The 19,096-nt window shown below is 70.4% G+C and carries 14 protein-coding genes; 10 read left to right on the top strand and 4 right to left on the bottom strand.

Features of this window, described 5'->3' with window-relative positions; genetic code table 11:
* The first annotated feature begins 91 nt into the window (after window positions 1–91).
* Window positions 92–1,501, top strand: a complete 1,410-nt coding sequence (radA, locus tag GTY58_RS24640; protein WP_010986134.1) for a DNA repair protein RadA — start codon at window positions 92–94, stop codon at window positions 1,499–1,501.
* A gap of 81 nt (window positions 1,502–1,582) precedes the next feature.
* Window positions 1,583–2,707 carry a DNA integrity scanning diadenylate cyclase DisA gene (disA, locus tag GTY58_RS24635; protein ID WP_010986133.1) on the top strand — a complete coding sequence of 375 codons (1,125 nt, stop codon included), beginning with the start codon at window positions 1,583–1,585 and terminating at the stop codon, window positions 2,705–2,707.
* Window positions 2,708–2,980: 273 nt separating this feature from the next.
* Here disA and GTY58_RS24630 read toward each other — a convergent pair whose 3' ends face one another.
* Entirely contained in the window at window positions 2,981–3,784 is an 804-nt protein-coding gene (locus GTY58_RS24630) for a hypothetical protein (protein WP_037652361.1), read from the bottom strand.
* A 520-nt stretch (window positions 3,785–4,304) separates the two neighbouring features.
* Here GTY58_RS24630 and GTY58_RS24625 point away from each other — a divergent pair.
* The 5 genes from GTY58_RS24625 (at window position 4,305) to cseC (ending at window position 8,985) form a co-directional block, all read left to right on the top strand.
* Entirely contained in the window at window positions 4,305–5,246 is a 942-nt protein-coding gene (locus GTY58_RS24625) for an A/G-specific adenine glycosylase (RefSeq protein WP_010986131.1), read from the top strand.
* Between the two features lie 335 nt (window positions 5,247–5,581).
* On the top strand, window positions 5,582–6,121 hold the full coding sequence (locus GTY58_RS24620) for a SigE family RNA polymerase sigma factor (RefSeq protein ID WP_010986130.1): 540 nt from the start codon (window positions 5,582–5,584) through the stop codon (window positions 6,119–6,121).
* Complete coding sequence (locus GTY58_RS24615) at window positions 6,109–6,762, top strand: lipoprotein CseA (protein WP_037652360.1); 654 nt, start codon at window positions 6,109–6,111, stop codon at window positions 6,760–6,762. The genes GTY58_RS24620 and GTY58_RS24615 overlap by 13 nt, the downstream gene beginning before the upstream one ends.
* Window positions 6,763–6,805: 43 nt before the next feature.
* A complete protein-coding gene (gene cseB / locus GTY58_RS24610) occupies window positions 6,806–7,513 on the top strand; it encodes a two-component system response regulator CseB (protein WP_010986128.1) in 708 nt (235 codons plus the stop codon).
* Window positions 7,514–7,521: 8 nt separating this feature from the next.
* Window positions 7,522–8,985 (top strand): two-component system sensor histidine kinase CseC, encoded by a 1,464-nt coding sequence (cseC, locus tag GTY58_RS24605; RefSeq protein ID WP_010986127.1) that lies wholly within the window; start codon window positions 7,522–7,524, stop codon window positions 8,983–8,985.
* Window positions 8,986–9,171: 186 nt separating this feature from the next.
* On the opposite strand, the gene GTY58_RS24600 is transcribed toward cseC, so the two are convergent.
* Window positions 9,172–10,785 carry an MDR family MFS transporter gene (locus tag GTY58_RS24600; protein ID WP_010986126.1) on the bottom strand — a complete coding sequence of 538 codons (1,614 nt, stop codon included), beginning with the start codon at window positions 10,783–10,785 and terminating at the stop codon, window positions 9,172–9,174.
* Window positions 10,786–10,962: 177 nt separating this feature from the next.
* Here GTY58_RS24600 and GTY58_RS24595 point away from each other — a divergent pair, with 177 nt between their 5' ends.
* Window positions 10,963–11,550, top strand: a complete 588-nt coding sequence (locus GTY58_RS24595; protein WP_037652358.1) for a TetR/AcrR family transcriptional regulator — start codon at window positions 10,963–10,965, stop codon at window positions 11,548–11,550.
* Between the two features lie 15 nt (window positions 11,551–11,565).
* Here GTY58_RS24595 and GTY58_RS24590 read toward each other — a convergent pair whose 3' ends face one another.
* Complete coding sequence (locus GTY58_RS24590; protein WP_010986124.1) at window positions 11,566–12,177, bottom strand: M23 family metallopeptidase; 612 nt, start codon at window positions 12,175–12,177, stop codon at window positions 11,566–11,568.
* Window positions 12,178–12,563: 386 nt separating this feature from the next.
* Between GTY58_RS24590 and GTY58_RS41705 the strand changes: the two genes are divergently transcribed.
* Both GTY58_RS41705 and GTY58_RS24580 read left to right on the top strand, forming a co-directional pair.
* Window positions 12,564–13,121, top strand: a complete 558-nt coding sequence (locus tag GTY58_RS41705; protein ID WP_010986123.1) for a hypothetical protein — start codon at window positions 12,564–12,566, stop codon at window positions 13,119–13,121.
* 39 nt (window positions 13,122–13,160) lie between these two features.
* Window positions 13,161–16,280 carry an NACHT domain-containing protein gene (locus tag GTY58_RS24580; RefSeq protein WP_010986122.1) on the top strand — a complete coding sequence of 1,040 codons (3,120 nt, stop codon included), beginning with the start codon at window positions 13,161–13,163 and terminating at the stop codon, window positions 16,278–16,280.
* Between the two features lie 78 nt (window positions 16,281–16,358).
* Here GTY58_RS24580 and GTY58_RS24575 read toward each other — a convergent pair whose 3' ends face one another.
* A complete protein-coding gene (locus GTY58_RS24575) occupies window positions 16,359–18,884 on the bottom strand; it encodes an ATP-dependent Clp protease ATP-binding subunit (protein ID WP_010986121.1) in 2,526 nt (841 codons plus the stop codon).
* Window positions 18,885–19,096: the final 212 nt, after the last annotated feature.

Here is a 19,096-nt window from a genome sequence, read left to right as displayed (position 1 = left end):
TTGATGTGCGGCCTGCCCGGCCGGGGGCCCCGTACGGCCGTGGTCGCGGTACGCGGACGGCGTTGTCAGTGGGCTCGGTTACGGTTCGTGCATGGCTGCCCGTACGAAGACCGCGAAGGATCGGCCGTCCTACCGCTGCACGGAGTGCGGCTGGCAGACGGCCAAGTGGCTCGGCCGCTGCCCCGAATGCCAGGCCTGGGGGACGGTCGAGGAGTACGGCACGCCCGCGGTGCGGACCACGACGCCCGGCCGGGTCACCACGTCCGCCCTGCCCATCGGCCAGGTCGACGGGCGCCAGGCCACCGCCCGCTCCACCGGCGTACCCGAGCTGGACCGTGTCCTGGGCGGCGGGCTCGTCCCCGGCGCGGTCGTCCTCCTCGCGGGCGAGCCCGGCGTCGGCAAGTCCACGCTCCTGCTCGACGTCGCGGCGAAGGCGGCGAGCGACGAGCACCGCACGCTGTACGTCACGGGCGAGGAGTCGGCGAGCCAGGTGCGCATGCGCGCCGACCGCATCAAGGCCATCGACGACCACCTGTATCTGGCGGCCGAGACCGATCTGGCCGCCGTCCTCGGCCACTTGGACGCGGTGAAGCCGTCGCTGCTGATCATGGATTCCGTGCAGACGGTGGCGTCGCCCGAGATCGACGGGGCGCCGGGCGGCGTGGCCCAGGTCCGCGAGGTCGCCGGGGCGCTCATCCGCGCCTCCAAGGAGCGCGGGATGTCCACGCTCCTGGTGGGCCATGTCACCAAGGACGGCACGATCGCGGGCCCCCGCCTCCTCGAGCACCTGGTGGACGTCGTCCTGCACTTCGAGGGCGACCGCCACGCACGCCTCCGTCTCGTTCGGGGCGTCAAGAACCGATACGGGGCGACGGACGAGGTCGGCTGCTTCGAGCTGCACGACGAGGGGATCACGGGCCTGGCCGACCCCAGCGGCCTGTTCCTCACCCGGCGTGCCGAGCCCGTTCCGGGCACCTGCCTGACCGTGACCCTGGAGGGCCGCCGCCCCCTGGTGGCCGAGGTGCAGGCCCTCACGGTCGACACCCAGATCCCGACCCCGCGCCGCACGACGTCCGGCCTGGAGACCTCCCGCGTCTCGATGATGCTGGCCGTCCTGGAGCAGCGCGGCCGGATCAGCGCCCTCGGAAAACGGGACATCTACTCGGCGACGGTCGGCGGCGTACGCCTCTCGGAGCCGGCCGCGGACCTGGCGATCGCCCTCGCGCTGGCCTCCGCGGCGAGCGACGCCCCGCTGCCGAAAAACCTGGTCGCGATCGGCGAGGTGGGCCTCGCGGGCGAGGTCAGACGGGTCACGGGCGTCCAGCGCCGGCTTGCCGAGGCACACCGCCTGGGCTTCACTCACGCCCTGGTCCCGACCGACCCCGGCAAGATCCCTTCGGGTATGAAGGTCCTGGAAGTGGCGGACATCGGGGACGCCCTGCGAGTCCTTCCGCGCTCCCGTCGGCGAGAGGCCCCACGGGACGAGGAGGACCGCCGGTAGACTTTGCCCTGGTCTCGCCCGTCCGTACGAACCAAGTGTGCGAAACGGGAGCGCCTCAGAACCTGCGACCGGAGGAGTGCAGTGGCAGCCAACGACCGGGCAGCAGCTCCCGGAAAATCCGGCGGGAGCTCCGGTGCCGATGGCCTGATGCGCGCCTCACTGAGCGCCGTGGCGCCCGGCACGGCGCTGCGCGACGGGCTTGAACGGATTCTCCGGGGCAACACCGGCGGACTCATCGTGCTCGGGTCCGACAAGACCGTCGAAGCCATGTGTACCGGCGGCTTCGTGCTGGACGTCGAGTTCACCGCCACGCGCCTGCGTGAGCTGTGCAAGCTCGACGGCGGCATCGTGCTCTCCTCGGATCTCTCCAAGATCCTCCGGGCGGGCGTGCAGCTGGTCCCCGACCCCATGATCCCCACCGAGGAGACAGGCACGCGCCACCGCACCGCGGACCGGGTGAGCAAGCAGGTCGGCTTCCCCGTGGTCTCCGTCTCCCAGTCCATGCGGCTCGTCGCGCTGTACGTGGACGGAATGCGCCGCGTCCTGGAGGACTCGGCGGCGATCCTGTCCCGGGCCAACCAGGCCCTGGCGACCCTGGAGCGCTACAAGCTCCGTCTGGACGAGGTGGCGGGCACCCTCTCCGCGCTGGAGATCGAGGATCTGGTCACGGTCCGGGATGTGTCGGCGGTGGCCCAGCGTCTGGAGATGGTGCGCCGCATCGCCACCGAAATCGCCGAATACGTGGTCGAACTGGGCACGGACGGACGTCTTCTGGCCCTCCAGCTGGACGAGCTGATCGCCGGCGTGGAGCCCGAGCGCGAGCTGGTGGTCCGCGACTACGTGCCCGAGCCGACGGCCAAGCGCTCCCGCACGGTCGACCAGGCGCTGTACGAGCTGGACGCGCTCACTCACGCGGAGCTGCTCGAGCTCGCCACCGTGGCCAAGGCACTGGGGTACACGGGTTCCCCCGAGGCACTGGACTCGGCGGTCTCCCCGCGCGGGTTCCGTCTGCTCGCGAAGGTGCCGCGCCTGCCGGGTGCGATCATCGACCGCCTCGTGGAGCACTTCGGCGGCCTGCAGAAGCTGCTCGCCGCGAGCGTCGACGACCTGCAGACGGTCGACGGCGTGGGCGAGGCGCGGGCGCGCAGCGTCCGGGAAGGGCTGTCGCGGCTGGCGGAGTCTTCGATTCTGGAGCGGTACGTCTAGCCTGCCGGCGGCTTGGCCGGGGGTGGGGTGCGGTGTGTGGGGGCGGCCGCACGGGGGTGGGGTCGCTTACTCGCGTCGGCGGGTTGCCGCCCTCCTGGGGCCGGGCATTTCCGGCCCGCTGCCTTCCTGGGGCCGGGCATTTCCGGCCCGCTGCCCTCCTGGGGCCGGGCATTCCGGTCGCCCCCGTGGGGCCGGGCGGATCCGGCCCGCCCTCCTGAGGCCGTGCATTCCGGTCGCCCCCCTGGGGCTGGGCGGATCCGGTCGGCCCCCCGGCTAGTCCTTCGCCAGGACGAATGACGTCTGGGCCTTTTTGAAGCCCGGCGCCTTGGCCTCCACCAGGTACGTTCCCGCCGCGGCCGAACCGGCCGGAGGCGTGGCGCACTCGGGGGCACTGGGCTTGCGGTCCCACTTCACCGTGTACGTCGCGCTGTCGCCCGCCGGGACACGGAACAGGGCGCTTCCGGAGTCCTTGGGACAGTCGGCCGAGGACCAGATGTCGTTGTCGCCGTCGGCCTGCGTGATCGTCAATACCGAGTTCTTCGGGCCGAAATCGACCTTGCAGTCGCTGCCCGAGGAGTTCTTGGCGGTCAGCTCGAACGTCGGCGTCCGGTCGGGGGCGTACGAGTTACGGAGACTGCGCAGCGTCAACTTGACGATGCTCGCGGTGCAGTTGGGGAGGGTGGAACCGGCGGGCAGCTGACCGTCGGCACCGCCACCACCGTTGGATCCGTCGTCGGACCCTCCGGCCGCACCTCCCGAACCGCCGGACCCTGACCCCGAACCGGAGCCGGATTCCGACCCCGAACCCGAACCCGAGCCGTCCCCACTGCCCGACTCGTCGCGCCCGCCCGGGTGTTGGCTGATCGCGGGCCCGGAGCTGGACGGCCCGGGTGTGATCGAGGACGTGGGGTGCTTCCCGTTGGACCCGTCCGCGCCGTTCTTCCCGCCACCGCCGCCGGATCCCACCACCCACACGACGAGCAGTGCCAACAGACCGACCACGGACAGCAGAACGGCCCTCCGTCGCCAGTAGATGGAGGAGGGAAGCGGCCCGACCGGATTGCGCATAGATCCCACGGCGCAAACTCTACGAGAGATCGGCAGCGCAGCTCGCCCCACCCGCCGCCCCACACCTCAACTTTTTCCAGATCATCATCACGGTCGCGCCACGCCGACCACCGATCAACTGCCCGAGCGCCTGCCCTCTTTGGGGCGGACGCCACGCCGGGTGGGTGGAGGGGCGGGCGAGGAGGACAGAGGAAGCGCCGCGCCGCGACGGGCCCGCACACCGGCACGGCCCCACCCACCACGGTCCCAGCGCCCCACCACGGTCCCAGCGCCCCGACGCAACCGCACAGCCCCGCACCCGCCCCGCCCCGCCCCGCCCACGACACCCAGACACAGTCCCCACAGCCCCCACAGCCCCCACAGCCCCCACAGCCCCCACAGCCCCCACAGCCCCCACACGCAACGCCCCCGACGACGCCAGGACACCCCGGCACGGCCCGGCACCGCCCGCCCCACCCCGGCACACCCCCGACCCACCCCCGTCAGAACGCGAACCCACACCACCCCGCATGGCAGGATCGACTTCGCCATGACTGCACCCACGAAGCCCACGCCAAGCCAAAGCCCGAGCCCCACCTCCCCCGCCCCCGGCGCCCCAGGCGAGGCCCTGCACGCCCAGGTCATCGCATGGTTCGACGAGCACGCCCGTGACCTCCCGTGGCGCCGCCCCGACGCCGGCCCCTGGGGCGTGATGGTCAGTGAGTTCATGTTGCAGCAGACACCGGTCAACCGCGTGCTGCCCGTCTACGAGCAGTGGCTCGCCCGCTGGCCCCGCCCCGCCGACCTCGCCAAGGAGGCGCCCGGCGAAGCCGTCCGCGCCTGGGGCCGCCTCGGCTACCCCCGGCGCGCGCTGCGCCTGCACGGCGCCGCCGTCGCCATAACGGAACGCCACAACGGCGACGTACCCACGGAGCACGCCCAGCTGCTCGCGCTGCCCGGCATCGGCGAATACACCGCCGCGGCCGTCGCGTCGTTCGCCTACGGCCAGCGCCACGCCGTTCTCGACACCAACGTCCGCCGTGTCTTCGCCCGCGCCGTCACCGGTGTGCAGTACCCGCCCAACGCCACCACCGCAGCCGAGCGCAAGCTCGCCCGCGCGCTGCTCCCCGAGGACGAGAGCACCGCGTCCCGCTGGGCCGCCGCGTCCATGGAGCTCGGCGCGCTGGTCTGCACGGCGAAGAACGAGACCTGCCACCGCTGCCCGATCGCCGGCCAGTGCGCCTGGCGACTCGCGGGCAAGCCCGAGCACGACGGGCCGCCGCGCCGCGGCCAGACGTACGCCGGTACGGACCGTCAGGTCCGCGGCAGGCTCCTCGCCGTCCTGCGGGAAGCCGTGACCCCGGTTCCGCAGTCGGCGCTCGACCGCGTGTGGGACGAGCCGGTGCAGCGCGCCCGCGCCCTGGACGGCCTGGTCGCCGACGGCCTCGTCGAGCCCCTCCCCGGCGGCCTCTACCGCCTCCCCCACAGCTGAGTCCACCGACCGCCGGCCGTTCTTCACAGCCCATCGATTGCCGATACACAGCCCCCGGCCTTCGAAACACAGCCTCGCCCGCGACAAAAACCCCCAATTCCACCCCATCCGCCGCCCCGTCTTACCCCGTTCCTACATCCGTTACACAACCGACGGACAGCCGAGCGTTCGCCGCAGGCTGCCTCGGACAACCCCGTGACAACACCTCCGTAGCTTCATTGGCGTACCGCGGACGCCGCGGTGCGAGCGGCTTCGAAGCGAAAAGCCAGAAGCGCGGCAGCGATGAAGAGCCGACAGCGGACAGGTCGGAAACGGGGAACGGGAGGCGGTTGAACATGGCGCACGGCGAGGTGCTCGAGTTCGAAGAGTACGTACGTACCCGGCAGGACGCGCTGCTGCGCAGTGCACGCCGCCTGGTCCCGGACCCGGTCGACGCCCAGGACCTGCTCCAGACCGCTCTCGTACGGACGTACGGCCGCTGGGACGGGATCGCGGACAAGCGGCTGGCGGACGCGTACCTGCGCCGCGTAATGATCAACACGCGGACGGAGTGGTGGCGGGCCCGCAAGCTCGAGGAGGTCCCCACCGAGCAGCTCCCGGACGCGTCCGTCGACGACTCCACCGAGCAGCACGCGGACCGCGCCCTGCTGATGGACATCCTGAAGGTGCTCGCTCCGAAGCAACGCAGTGTCGTCGTGCTGCGACACTGGGAGCAGATGTCCACGGAGGAGACGGCCGCCGCGCTCGGCATGTCGGCCGGAACGGTCAAGAGCACGCTGCACCGGGCGCTCGCCCGGCTCCGCGAGGAGTTGGAGAGCCGCGACCTGGACGCACGCGCGCTGGAGCGTGAGGAGCGGGAGCGTTGCGCGGCCTAGGAACGGAGTCCCTGCGGGCCAGGGGCGCCCTCAAGGCGGCGATCGCGGCGGTGGCCGGGCTCGCCGTCCTCGGCCTTTCTGTCTCCGCCTGCGGCACCGGCGGCACCGGCGCCCGGGACGAGGGCCCGGCGGGCAGCGACTCGGTGGCGGCGGGCGCGGCCACCCCCACGGTCTCGCCCAGCAAGGCGCCCAAGTCCGTGGACGCGGTCAAGCTCGTCAAGGACGACCCGAAGGTCGGCGCGGCGGTCAAGCGCGCCCTGAAGCCGTGCGTCGCCGACGAGTACCCGGTCGACGTGTCGTACGGCGATCTGACCGGAGGGTCCGCGGACGACATCGTGGTCAACGTGATGACCTGCGGTGACGCGGTCGGCATCGGCTCGTACGTCTATCGCGAGCAGGGCCACTCGTACGAGAATGTGTTCAGGGCCGAGGAACCGCCGGTGTACGCGGAGATCGACCGGGGTGAGCTGGTGGTCACCCAGCAGATGTACGAGAAGGACGACCCGGTCTCCTATCCGTCCAGCGAGGAAGTGATCACCTACAGCTGGTCGGCGAACCGCTTCTCCGAGGAGTCCCGCACCCACACCGAGTACAGCAACGCGGTGGGCGGCACGGACTCGGCCACCCCGGCCCCCAACTGACGGCCCGCCCCCGGCCCCGACCGAAAGCAACTGAGAGCACCGGATGGCAGAGCAGACCCACGTCCTGTTCGTCGAGGACGACGACGTCATCCGCGAGGCCACCCAACTCGCGCTGGAGCGCGACGGCTTCGCGGTCACCGCCATGCCCGACGGCCTGTCGGGCCTGGAGGCGTTCCGCGCGAACCGCCCCGACATCGCCCTCCTCGACGTCATGGTCCCCGGGCTCGACGGCGTCTCGCTGTGCCGCCGCATCCGGGACGAGTCGACTGTGCCCGTGATCATGCTGTCCGCGCGCGCCGACTCGATCGATGTCGTGCTGGGCCTGGAGGCGGGCGCCGACGACTATGTGACCAAGCCCTTCGACGGAGCGGTCCTCGTCGCACGCATCCGCGCGGTGCTGCGCCGTTTCGGCCACGCGAGCGGGCCGAACTCCCGGCCGGCCGAGGACTCCTCGGCACCGGACGGCGGCGTGCTCACGTTCGGCGAACTGGAGATCGACACCGAGGGCATGGAGGTACGGCGGTCCGGACAGCCGGTGGCACTGACACCGACCGAGATGCGCCTGCTCCTCGAGTTCTCCTCGGCGCCCGGCACCGTACTGTCCCGCGACAAGCTGCTCGAACGTGTGTGGGACTACGGCTGGGGCGGTGACACCCGGGTCGTGGACGTCCATGTGCAGCGGCTGCGGACGAAGATCGGCCAGGACCGGATCGACACGGTCCGTGGCTTCGGCTACAAGTTGAAGGCCTGAGCAGGGGTATGCGGGGGAATCTTCGGCGCCCGGGTCCGGCCGGTACGGCGGGCCCGGGGCGCACGGGCATCCGCACCAGCGCCGACGGGGGACGCGCGCGCCCCCGGACCGGAGCGGGCACCGGCGTGCGCGCGGGCGTCCGGTCCGGTGTCGTAGGGGTCGGCGCGGGCATCCGCACCGGTGTGAGGTGGAAGATCAGCGCGGCGATCGCGCTGGTCGGCGCGCTGGTGGCGCTCGCACTGAGCCTGGTCGTGCACAACGCCGCGCGGGTGTCGATGCTGGACAACGCGCGTGACCTGGCGGACGAGCGCATCCAGGTCGCCGAGCGCATGTACGAGGCGGGCCGGGCCCAGAGCTTCGGGGTCAAGCTCGACGACCCGGCCATCCCGAGGGACCTGATGATGAAGGTCACGCAGGGCCGGCGGGCGACGTACGTGGCCGACGGGCCGCACGGCGTGCCGGACATCTGGGCCGCCGTACCGCTCAAGGACGGCCGGGTTCTCTCGCTGCACACCCGGTTCACGGACCGCAGCGCGGACATCATGAAGGACCTCGACCAGGCGCTGATCATCGGCTCGATCGCGGTCGTCTTCGGCGGCTCCGCGCTCGGTGTGCTCATCGGCGGCCAGCTGTCGCGGCGGCTGCGCAAGGCGGCGGCCGCGGCGAACCAGGTCGCCCAGGGCGAGCGCGACGTACGGGTGCGGGACGCCATCGGCGGTGTCGTACGCGACGAGACGGACGATCTCGCGCGGGCCGTGGACGCGATGGCGGACGCGCTCCAGCAGCGCATCGAGGCCGAGCGCCGGGTCACCGCCGACATCGCGCACGAGCTGCGCACTCCGGTGACCGGCCTGCTGACGGCCGCGGAGCTGCTGCCGCCCGGCCGCCCCACGGAGCTCGTCCGCGACCGGGCGCAGGCCATGCGCACGCTCGTCGAGGACGTCCTGGAGGTCGCGCGGCTCGACGGGGCGTCCGAGCGGGCCGAGTTGCAGGACATCATGCTCGGCGAGTTCGTGTCCCGGCGGGTGGCGGCGAAGGACGCGGACATCGAGGTGCGGGTGGTCCACGAGTCGGAGGTCACGACGGACCCGCGCCGTCTGGAGCGCGTGCTGTTCAACCTGCTCGCCAACGCGGCGCGGCACGGCAAGCCGCCGATCGAGGTCTCCGTCGAGGGCCGGGTGATCCGCGTGCGCGACCACGGTCCCGGTTTCCCCGAGGAACTGCTCGCCGACGGCCCCCGTCGCTTCCGTACGGGCAGCACGGACCGTGCCGGCCACGGGCACGGCCTCGGACTGACGATCGCGGCGGGCCAGGCGCGGGTGCTCGGCGCCCGGCTGACCTTCCGCAACGTACGCCCCGCGGGCGCCCCGGGCGACGTACCGGCCGAGGGCGCGGTGGCGGTGCTGTGGCTGCCGGAGCACGCACCGACGAACACCGGGAGCTTCCCGATGCTGCCACTGTCGGGCGGCTGAGCTGCCACTGTCGGGCGGCTGACAGCGGCCCGGTTCCGGGGCGAGCCCGGCACCGCTACGGGCCGCCGGCATCGCACCGCCCCACGGACCCCAGGTTCGCCACCGCCTCGCCCCGCCCCGGACAGGCGAAGACCCCCGGGGCGGACAACGCCGGGGGCCTTCGGACCGAGGTGGACGTGCGTCGGATCAGACGGACTCTGCCACCGTCTGCTTCGGCGGCACGTCACTCGCGGCGTCCCCAGCCGCGTCCTCGGCCGGCTTCTGCGGCCCCGCCCCCTTGAGCGGGACCTCCTTCACGAACACCGAGGCGACCAGCGCGACCACGGCGACCACCGAGCCCAGCAGGAACGCGGAGTGCGTACCGGCGGAGACCGCGTACTGGTACGCCTCCCGGGCCGCGACCGGCAGCTTCGCCAGGCTCGCCGCGTCCAGCTGCGCCGACTGCTCGGTCACCTTGGAGCCCAGCGCCCCGGCCCGCGCGGCCATCTCGTCCTCGACCCGCTGGTTGAACAGCGCGCCCATGATCGCGACGCCGAAGGACGAGCCGAGGGTCCGGAACAGCGTGGTCGAGGACGAGGCGACGCCCATGTCCTTCATCTCGACGCTGTTCTGCGCGACCAGCATGGTGATCTGCATCAGGCAGCCCATGCCCGCGCCGAGCACCGCCATGTACACACCGGAGGTGAACCGGCTGGTGTCCGTGTCCATCTGGGCGAGCAGGAACAGCCCCGCCGTCATCAGCACGCTGCCGACGATCGGGAAGACCTTGTACTTGCCGCTGTTGGTGGTGACCCGTCCGGCGACCATCGAGACGGCCAGCATCGCGCCGAGCATCGGCAGGAGCAGCAGCCCGGAGTTGGTCGCGGACGCGCCCTGCACCGACTGCTGGTACAGCGGCAGGAAGAGGACGGCGCCGAACATCACGAAGCCGGTGATGAAGCCGATGACGGACATCAGCGTGAAGTTGAGGCTGCGGAAGATGTGCAGCGGCATGACCGGCTCGGCCGCCTTGGTCTGCCAGAAGACGAAGCCCACGAGCGCGGCGACACCGATCCCGATGAGCTCCATGATCACGGCGGAGCCCCAGGCGTACTCGCTGCCGCCCCAGGTGGTGACGAGCACGATGGAGGTGATGCCGACGGTCAGCAGACCGGCGCCCAGGTAGTCGATCCGCGCCTGCGAGCGCTTCTTCGGCAGGTGCAGCACGGCGCTGACGGCGGCCAGCGCCACGGCGCCCAGCGGCAGGTTGATGTAGAACGACCAGCGCCAGCCCAGGTGGTCGGTGATGGTGCCGCCGACCAGCGGTCCGGCGATCATCGCGAGCGCCATCACACCGGCCATCATGCCCTGGTACTTGCCGCGCTCACGGGGCGGAATGAGATCCCCGATGATGGCCATGACGCCGACCATGAGCCCGCCGGCACCGAGGCCCTGAACGGCCCGGAACCCGATGAGCTGCCCCATGTCCTGGGCCATGCCGCTCAGCGCGGAGCCGATCAGGAAGATCACGATCGAGGTCATGAAGGCGCCCTTGCGCCCGTACATGTCGCCGATCTTGCCCCACAGCGGGGTGGAGGCGGCGGTCGCGAGGGTGTACGCGGTGACCACCCACGACAGGTGCTGGAGCCCGCCCAGTTCGCCCACGATGGTCGGCATCGCGGTGCCGACGATCATGTTGTCCAGCATCGCGAGCAGCATCGCGATCATGAGCGCGAGCAGTACGACCCGTACGCTGCGCGGCTGTTTCTCGGTGCCGACGGCGCTGTCGCCGCTGCCACCCGCTCCTGTGTTGTCCGCCACTTTCCCACTCCCCTAGGTGCCGCTGACCGTGCCGGCCTCTGCCCGAACTACTTACTTGCCGACCGGCAAGTTGACTACGCTGGGAAACTAGACCCGTAACTAGCCGGGCGTCAAGTAAGTTTAGCTTCACTAGTCGGGCGGCAAGTAAGTTTTCAGGGGAGCGCGAGGAGTACGAGGATGGGCGGCACCATGGACGGCACCAAGCGACAGCGCCGCGGGGACACCCGCCAGCGCATCCAGGACGTGGCCCTCGAACTCTTCTCCGAGCAGGGCTACGAGAAGACGTCACTGCGCGAGATCGCGGAGCACCTCGATGTCACGAAGGCGGCGCTCTACTACCACTTCAAGACCAAGGAAGAGATCCTCATCAGCCTCTTCGAGGACCTGACGAGGCCGCTGGACGAGCTGATCGACTGGGGCCGGCAGCAGCCACACACCCTGGAGACCAAGCAGCAGGTCCTGACCCGCTACAGCGAGGCCCTCACCGGCGCGGCGCCGCTCTTCCGTTTCATGCAGGAGAACCAGGCGACGGTGCGCGAACTGAGCGTCGGCGAGACGTTCAAGGACCGCATGCTCAGCATGCTCGACATCATCAGGGAGCCGGAGGCCGCGCTGACCGACCAGGTCCGCTGCGTCAGCGCGCTCTTCACGATGCACGCGGGGATGTTCGTCCTCAAAGACGTCGAAGGCGACCCCGAGGACAAGCGCAAGGCTGTCCTGGAGGTCGCGATCGACTTGGTGACCCAGGCGCACGGCGCCGCCTGAGTCCTCCGGGGCTCGTCAGACGGTGACGCCGTGGGCCCGGAGGAAGGCGACGGGGTCGATGCCGGACCCGTAGTTCGGGGTCGTACGGATCTCGAAGTGCAGGTGCGGGCCGCTGGAGTTACCGGTGTTGCCGGAGAGCGCGATGTGCTGACCGGTGGCGACGACCTGCCCGATCCGCACGTCGATGCGCGACAGATGGGCGTACTGGGAGTAGGTGCCGTTGCCGTGCTTGATGACGATGGCGTTGCCGTACGCGGGACCGTCACCGGCGCCGTTGCCGCCGGCCTTGACGACGGTGCCGCCGTGCGCGGCGAGGACCTCGGTACCGCTGGGCACGGCGAAGTCCTGACCGGAGTGCTTGTGGGCCCACATGCCGCCGGCCTGGTTGAAGCCCGCGGAGAGCGCGTACTTCTTGACCGGGTCGATCCAGGAGGCGGAGGGCGCCTTCTTGGCCGCGGCGGCCTGGGTCTGCACGGCACCGGCCGCACTGGCGTGGAGCCCGGTGTCGGCGGCGGACGCGACCCCGGCGCCCAGCACGGCCGAGGCCCCCAGGCCCACGGCCAGGGCGGCCGCACGCTTACGGATCAGGGACGTACGGGAGAGACGGGACGTGACGCGCTTCGACATGGATACCTCGTGATGACGGGGGCGGGGGCACAAGAAACCACCCGGCGATCGACGTACTCGCCGCGTGGACCATCCCTTGGTAACCCCTCCCCCCACAGACCCCCAAACCTGTGATCTACGACGAAAGCTCGTAGTTCGCCCGAAAACTTACGACCCTTGACAGAACGGACATTCGGCATACAACCCGGTCAGCACCATGGGAACCCCACCCGGGACTCTGGGTCGAAAGTCCTTTTTGCCCGTCTATGCGCATCCACTATTCGGCCTAGTACCGGACAAATCGCCTGTGCGCCATGTCACCAGCCGCCAAGATCAGGGGACTTGGCAATGTGACGCGGGCTACTCTGACTGCCCTGCTTCGGGACGGTGTTCAGGGGGAACGGCAGATGGATCCCGTGGTCCTCGGCACGCGGCCGGCCTCGAGCCTCGTCGCACCGCTGGTGAAGAAGCTCTTCGTACGCGAGGCGCCCGGCGCGGGCCCGGTGGACCGGCCGGTACGCCTGTCCGCTCTGGTCTCCTTCCGCGGCGAGCAGCGGTCGCCGGCGGAGAAGGGCGTGGCGAAACTCGCCGCGCGGCTCGTCCGGGAGGCGGTGGACTCACCGGGCGAGCGCCCGTTCCCGCCGGACGAGAAGACGGCGGTCACGGACGTCCGCAGCCGCAGGCTCCTCGCCCTCGGGGTGCGCAATTCCGGACAGCGGACGGCGCCGCGCGGCATCGGGCCACGGTCCGGGGCCAGGTTCAACGGCGAGTACGAGACGCACGACATGCTGTCGGTCCTCGCCCCGGAGGTGCTGACCAGCCCCCTCCGGCTGCGGGAGCTGACCCCGCGGGGAGTCGGCGGTCTCGCCGGGCTCCGCGCGCTCACCACGTTGCGTCTGCACGGCGCACGTCACCGTCGCCGAAACCGAGTGATGCCCGCATGCCGTCGGCTGACCCACAATTGATCACCTTCGACCGACCCACCATGCCCGCGGGGGAGCGACATGGAAGCAGCGTCCATCGGCGTCAAGCTGGCCTCGAGCGTGGTCACCCCGCTCGTCAAGAAGCTCTTCGTGGCCGAGGGGCCGGGAGCCGGGCTCGTCGAAAAGCCCGTACGCGTATCGGAGTTCGTGTCGTTCAAGGGTGAGAAACGCGCCCTCGCCGAGAAGGAACTCACCAAGCTCGCGGCCGAGTTGGTCCGGAGAGCCGTCAAGTCGGAGGGCGAGCGGCCGCTCCCGGTGGACGAGGAGCCCGCCGTCGTGCACGCCCTCGCCCGCACCCTGCACTCCCTCGGCGACCTCGACATGACGGACGTACAGGCCGTGCGGCTCGGTCACCAGACCCTCGCCCTGCATCTGCGGGTCGCGAGCGAGGCCCCCGACCGCCATCTCTCCCTCGACGCCACCCTCTTCTACGAGCGTCTCCTCGAAAACGCCTGCCTGCACATCCTGCACTTCTTCACCCAGCGCTCCACCTTTGTGGCCCGCACGCTCGTCGAGCAGACCCGGCGGCAGAGCGAACTCATCGCGAAGATCGACGAGTTGATCGCCCGGACTCCCCCGACCGGCGGCACGGACCCCTCCTTCGAGGAGCGCTATCTCGCCTACGTCGCCACCAAGCACAGCCGCCTCACCATCTACGGCATCGACCTCGTGAACTCCCCCGAGCGCTGGCCCCTCGACGCCGCCTACCTCAGCATCCAGGCACTGCGTCCCGCGGAGGACAACGACACCACCGCCGGAATCGCCGCCCCCCACACCACCCTGCCCGCCGAACAGGCATTCGCGGAGCACGACTTGGTGCTGCTGCGCGGTGTCGCCGGTTCCGGCAAGACCACGCTCGTGCAGTGGCTGGCCGTGACCACGGCCCGGGGGGAGCGCGGCGACCGCGTTCCGTTCGTGCTGCCGCTGCGGAGCCTCGTACGGCGGCCCGGCGGACTGCCCGCCCCCGACGGCTTCCTCGACGCCGTCCGCGTCCCCTTCCACGCCACCCAGCCGGACGGCTGGGCGGACCGGGTGCTGAGCGCCCGGCGCGGGCTGCTCCTCGTCGACGGGATCGACGAGATACCCGAGCGGGAACGGGAGCGGACCCGGCGATGGCTGCGCGAGCTGCTGGACGTCTACCCCGGCAACCAGTGGCTGGTGACCTCCCGCCCCTCCGCCGTGCGTGAGAACTGGCTCACCCCGGACGGCTTCACCGAACTCATGCTCTCCCCCATGGACCGCGACGACGTCGCCGCGTTCGTCCGCCGCTGGCACACCGCCGCCCGCATCGACGCCTCCGACACCGAACGCCTCGACGGCTACGAACGCTCGCTCCTCGACGCCGTCGGGACCAAGCCCGCCCTCGGCCGCCTCGCCACCAACCCCCTGATGTGCGGGCTCATCTGCGCCCTGCACCGCGACCGGCGCGGCTATCTGCCGCACGGACGGCAGGAGTTGTACGACGCCGCCCTGTCGATGCTGCTGTCGCGCCGCGACGAGGAGCGGGACATGTTCCTGCCGGGCCAGGACCACGGCATCCACCTCACCGAGCTCCCCCAGATCCAGCTCCTCCAGCGCCTCGCCTACTGGCTCATCCGCAACAACCAGTCCGAGATGGACCGGGAGCGCGCGCAGCGGATCGTGGCCGACGTCCTGCCGTCCCTGCCGTCCGCCGCCGCACAGGGCGACGCCGAGCAGATCCTGCGCCACCTCCTCGTCCGCAGCGGCCTGCTGCGCGAACCCGCCCTCGGCACCGTCGAGTTCGTCCACCGCACCTTCCAGGACTATCTGGGAGCGAAGGCCGCGGTCGAGGACGGCGACTTCGGGATGCTCGTCCGCAATGCCGTCGACGAGCAGTGGGCGGACGTCATCCGGATGGCGGTGGCGCATGCACGGCCGCGTGAACGGGCCCAGCTGCTGGGCGACTTGAGCGAGACGGCGGGGCGGCTCGACGAACCGGCCGGCACCCGCGTACGGCTCCTCGCGCTCGCCTCCCTGGAACACGCGACGGAACTCGACCCGCGTATCCGAGCCGTCGTGGAGGGGAACGCCGCCCCGCTCATCCCTCCTCGTACGTCGCAGGAGGCCCGCGCGCTCGCCCAGGCCGGGCCGCTCGTCCTGGAACTCCTCCCCGGGCCCGACGGACTCACCGACGCCGAGGCGCGGGCCGTGGTCGTCACCGCCTCCCTGGTCGGTACGGACGCCGCCATCCCCGTGCTGGCCCGCTTCCGCTCGCACCCCTCCCTGCCGGTACGGGCCCAGCTGACGTGGACCTGGCACCGGTTCGACACGGAGCGGTACGCGGAGGAGGTCATCGCCCATCTCCGGCCGGAGGGGCTGTACTTCACCGCGCAGTCGGCCTCCGAACTGCGGGTACTGCGCGAACTGGGCGGACCGTCCCTGCTCCAGCTCGTCGGCGACATCGACCCGGCCGACATCCGCTCCGCCCTCCGCCCCGGCCAGCTGCGCGAGCTCGTCGTACGCGACAATCGTGGCCTGCGTGACCTGCGGTTCCTGTCGGACCAGGGCCGGCTCACCCGCCTGGACCTCAGCGGTCTCCCCCTCGACGACCTGACACCGCTCGCCGAGCTGCCCCTCACCTGGCTGTCGCTCGCCCTGCTGCCGGGCCTCGAAGCACCGGACTCCCTGAGCCCCCTGTCCGGCTCGTCCACCCTGAACTCGCTCGACATCGGCATCCCCCTGCGCACCGACTCCCTCGACGCGGCTCTCCCCAGGGAACTGCCCCTGGAATATCTACGATTCACCAGGAACGCGCTCGCGTTCACCAGACTGCGCGGCCTGCGCCACAGGCACTCGGTGAAGACGCTGAGCCTCGCCAACCTTCCGGTAAGGCTCACCCCTCCGGAGTTCGCGGAGATCACCCGGCTGCCCGCGCTGGAGGAATTGCGCGTCAACTGGAATGCGACCGGGTGGGAGGCGGGCCCGGTTCTCCCACGCGTCACCCGTCTGCGGCTCAACAAGTTCTCCGGCAATGAGGACCTGACGAAAGCACCCGGTCTCTTTCCGGGGGTGCGTACGGTCACCCTTCACCTCGCTCCGGACGTGACCGGCGTACCGGACCACGTCCTCGGGCTCTTCCCGAGCCGTCCCGTCATCGAGAGGACCGACAGCGTGCTGTGAGCACGGCCCACGAAAAAAAGGGGCGGCCCCGGGACCGAAGTCCCAGGGCCACCCCTTGGTGCCGCGAACCCCGGAGGGTTACGCGTCCTTGCTCAGGTTCGGACCGGCGCCGCCGGCCGCCTGCTCGATCGGGGGGACGTCGGGCAGGGCCGACTTCTCCTCGCCACGGAAGGTGAAGGTCTTGGTCTCGCCCTCGCCCTCCGTGTCGACGACCACGATGTGGCCCGGACGCAGCTCCCCGAAGAGGATCTTCTCGGAGAGGGTGTCCTCGATCTCGCGCTGGATCGTGCGGCGCAGCGGCCGCGCGCCCAGAACGGGGTCGTAACCCTTCTTCGCGAGCAGTTCCTTCGCGGACTGGGCGAGTTCGATGCCCATGTCCCGGTCCTTGAGGCGCTCGTCGACCTTGGTGATCATCAGGTCGACGATCCGGAGGATGTCGTCCTGGGTGAGCTGCGGGAAGACGACCACGTCGTCGACGCGGTTGAGGAACTCGGGGCGGAAGTGCTGCTTGAGCTCGTCCGCGACCTTGTTCTTCATGCGCTCGTAGTTGGACTTCGTGTCGCCCTGGGCGGCGAAGCCCAGGTTGAAGCCCTTGGAGATGTCCCGGGTGCCGAGGTTGGTCGTCATGATGATGACCGTGTTCTTGAAGTCCACGACCCGGCCCTGGGAGTCGGTCAGACGACCGTCCTCCAGGATCTGGAGCAGCGAGTTGAAGATGTCCGGGTGGGCCTTCTCGACCTCGTCGAACAGGACGACGGAGAACGGCTTGCGGCGGACCTTCTCGGTCAGCTGCCCGCCCTCTTCGTAGCCCACGTAGCCGGGAGGCGAACCGAACAGACGCGAGACCGTGTGCTTCTCGCTGAACTCCGACATGTCGAGGGAGATCAGCGCGTCCTCGTCACCGAACAGGAACTCGGCGAGCGCCTTGGACAGCTCGGTCTTACCGACACCGGACGGGCCCGCGAAGATGAACGAACCACCCGGCCGCTTCGGGTCCTTCAGACCCGCACGCGTACGACGGATCGCCTTCGAGAGCGCCTTGACGGCGTCCTTCTGGCCGATGACCCGCTTGTGGAGCTCGTCCTCCATGCGCAGCAGGCGCGAGGACTCCTCCTCGGTCAGCTTGAAGACCGGGATGCCGGTGGCGGTCGCGAGGACCTCGGCGATCAGCTCGCCGTCGACCTCGGCGACGACGTCCATGTCGCCGGCCTTCCACTCCTTCTCCCGCTTGGCCTTCGCGGCCAGGAGCTGCTTCTCCTTGTCGCGGAGAGAAGCCGCCTTCTCGAAGTCCTGCGAGTCGATCGCGGACTCCTTGTCGCGGCGCACGCCCGCGATCTTCTCGTCGAACTCGCGCAGGTCCGGCGGCGCGGTCATCCGGCGGATCCGCATCCGGGAACCCGCCTCGTCGATCAGGTCGATCGCCTTGTCCGGGAGGAAGCGGTCCGAGATGTAACGGTCCGCGAGCGTCGCGGCCTGGACGAGAGCCTCGTCCGTGATGGAGACGCGGTGGTGTGCCTCGTAACGGTCGCGCAGGCCCTTGAGGATCTCGATCGTGTGGGGGAGGGAAGGCTCCGCCACCTGGATCGGCTGGAAGCGGCGCTCGAGGGCCGCGTCCTTCTCGAGGTGCTTGCGGTATTCGTCGAGTGTGGTGGCGCCGATGGTCTGCAGCTCACCGCGGGCCAGCATCGGCTTCAGGATCGAAGCCGCGTCGATGGCGCCCTCGGCGGCACCCGCACCGACGAGCGTGTGCAGCTCGTCGATGAACAGGATGATGTCGCCGCGGGTGCGGATCTCCTTCAGCACCTTCTTCAGGCGCTCCTCGAAGTCACCGCGGTAGCGGGAACCGGCGACCAGCGCACCCAGGTCCAGGGTGTAGAGGTGCTTGTCCTTGAGGGTCTCGGGCACCTCGCCCTTGACGATCGCCTGAGCGAGGCCCTCGACGACGGCGGTCTTGCCGACACCGGGCTCACCGATCAGGACCGGGTTGTTCTTCGTACGGCGGGACAGCACCTGCATGACCCGCTCGATCTCCTTCTCGCGCCCGATGACCGGGTCGAGCTTGGACTCACGAGCGGCCTGGGTGAGATTCCGGCCGAACTGGTCGAGGACCAGGGACGTGGAGGGGGTGCCCTCGGCAGGACCGCCGGCGGCGGCGGTCTCCTTGCCCTGGTAACCGGAGAGCAGCTGGATGACCTGCTGCCGCACCCGGTTGAGGTCTGCGCCCAGCTTGACCAGGACCTGGGCGGCGACACCCTCGCCCTCACGGATCAGGCCGAGCAGGATGTGCTCCGTGCCGATGTAGTTGTGGCCCAGCTGAAGGGCCTCGCGGAGCGACAGCTCCAGGACCTTCTTGGCACGGGGAGTGAAGGGGATGTGCCCGGACGGGGCCTGCTGGCCCTGGCCGATGATCTCCTCCACCTGCTGGCGGACCGCCTCGAGCGAAATCCCGAGGCTCTCCAGGGCCTTAGCGGCGACACCCTCACCCTCGTGGATCAGGCCCAGGAGGATGTGCTCGGTGCCGATGTAGTTGTGGTTGAGCATCCGGGCTTCTTCCTGAGCCAGGACGACAACCCGCCGCGCGCGGTCGGTGAACCTCTCGAACATCGTTAATCGCTCCTCAGAGCGGTCAGGCAGTGAGGGGACGCTCCCCTCGCTGTCCTTCCGCAGCTTAGTCCCGCAAGCGGGGACCGCTCATTCCAACTGCCGACACCGTCCTTGGCCTCCTGACCCCGAACGCCGACATCTGCTCCAACCTGATGGTGCGAGACGATGTTCCCGCAGGCCAGGCAGATACCCTCACCATCAGTACGCCGACG

Source organism: Streptomyces sp. SID5469, from assembly GCF_009862865.1.
GTDB lineage: Bacteria > Actinomycetota > Actinomycetes > Streptomycetales > Streptomycetaceae > Streptomyces > Streptomyces avermitilis.
Note: the sequence above shows the minus strand (reverse complement) of the source record. Positions and strands in the feature narration are given on the sequence as shown.

Bases quoted from the DNA above. Each gene is read 5' to 3' on its own strand.
- radA (WP_010986134.1), top strand. From the start codon at position 92: ATGGCTGCCCGTACGAAGACCGCGAAGGATCGGCCGTCCTACCGCTGC.
- GTY58_RS24625 (WP_010986131.1), top strand. From the start codon at position 4,305: ATGACTGCACCCACGAAGCCCACGCCAAGCCAAAGCCCGAGCCCCACC.
- GTY58_RS24620 (WP_010986130.1), top strand. From the start codon at position 5,582: ATGGCGCACGGCGAGGTGCTCGAGTTCGAAGAGTACGTACGTACCCGG.
- cseB (WP_010986128.1), top strand. From the start codon at position 6,806: ATGGCAGAGCAGACCCACGTCCTGTTCGTCGAGGACGACGACGTCATC.
- cseC (WP_010986127.1), top strand. From the start codon at position 7,522: ATGCGGGGGAATCTTCGGCGCCCGGGTCCGGCCGGTACGGCGGGCCCG.
- GTY58_RS24595 (WP_037652358.1), top strand. From the start codon at position 10,963: ATGGGCGGCACCATGGACGGCACCAAGCGACAGCGCCGCGGGGACACC.
- GTY58_RS24590 (WP_010986124.1), bottom strand. From the start codon at position 12,177: ATGTCGAAGCGCGTCACGTCCCGTCTCTCCCGTACGTCCCTGATCCGT.
- GTY58_RS41705 (WP_010986123.1), top strand. From the start codon at position 12,564: ATGGATCCCGTGGTCCTCGGCACGCGGCCGGCCTCGAGCCTCGTCGCA.
- GTY58_RS24580 (WP_010986122.1), top strand. From the start codon at position 13,161: ATGGAAGCAGCGTCCATCGGCGTCAAGCTGGCCTCGAGCGTGGTCACC.
- GTY58_RS24575 (WP_010986121.1), bottom strand. From the start codon at position 18,884: ATGTTCGAGAGGTTCACCGACCGCGCGCGGCGGGTTGTCGTCCTGGCT.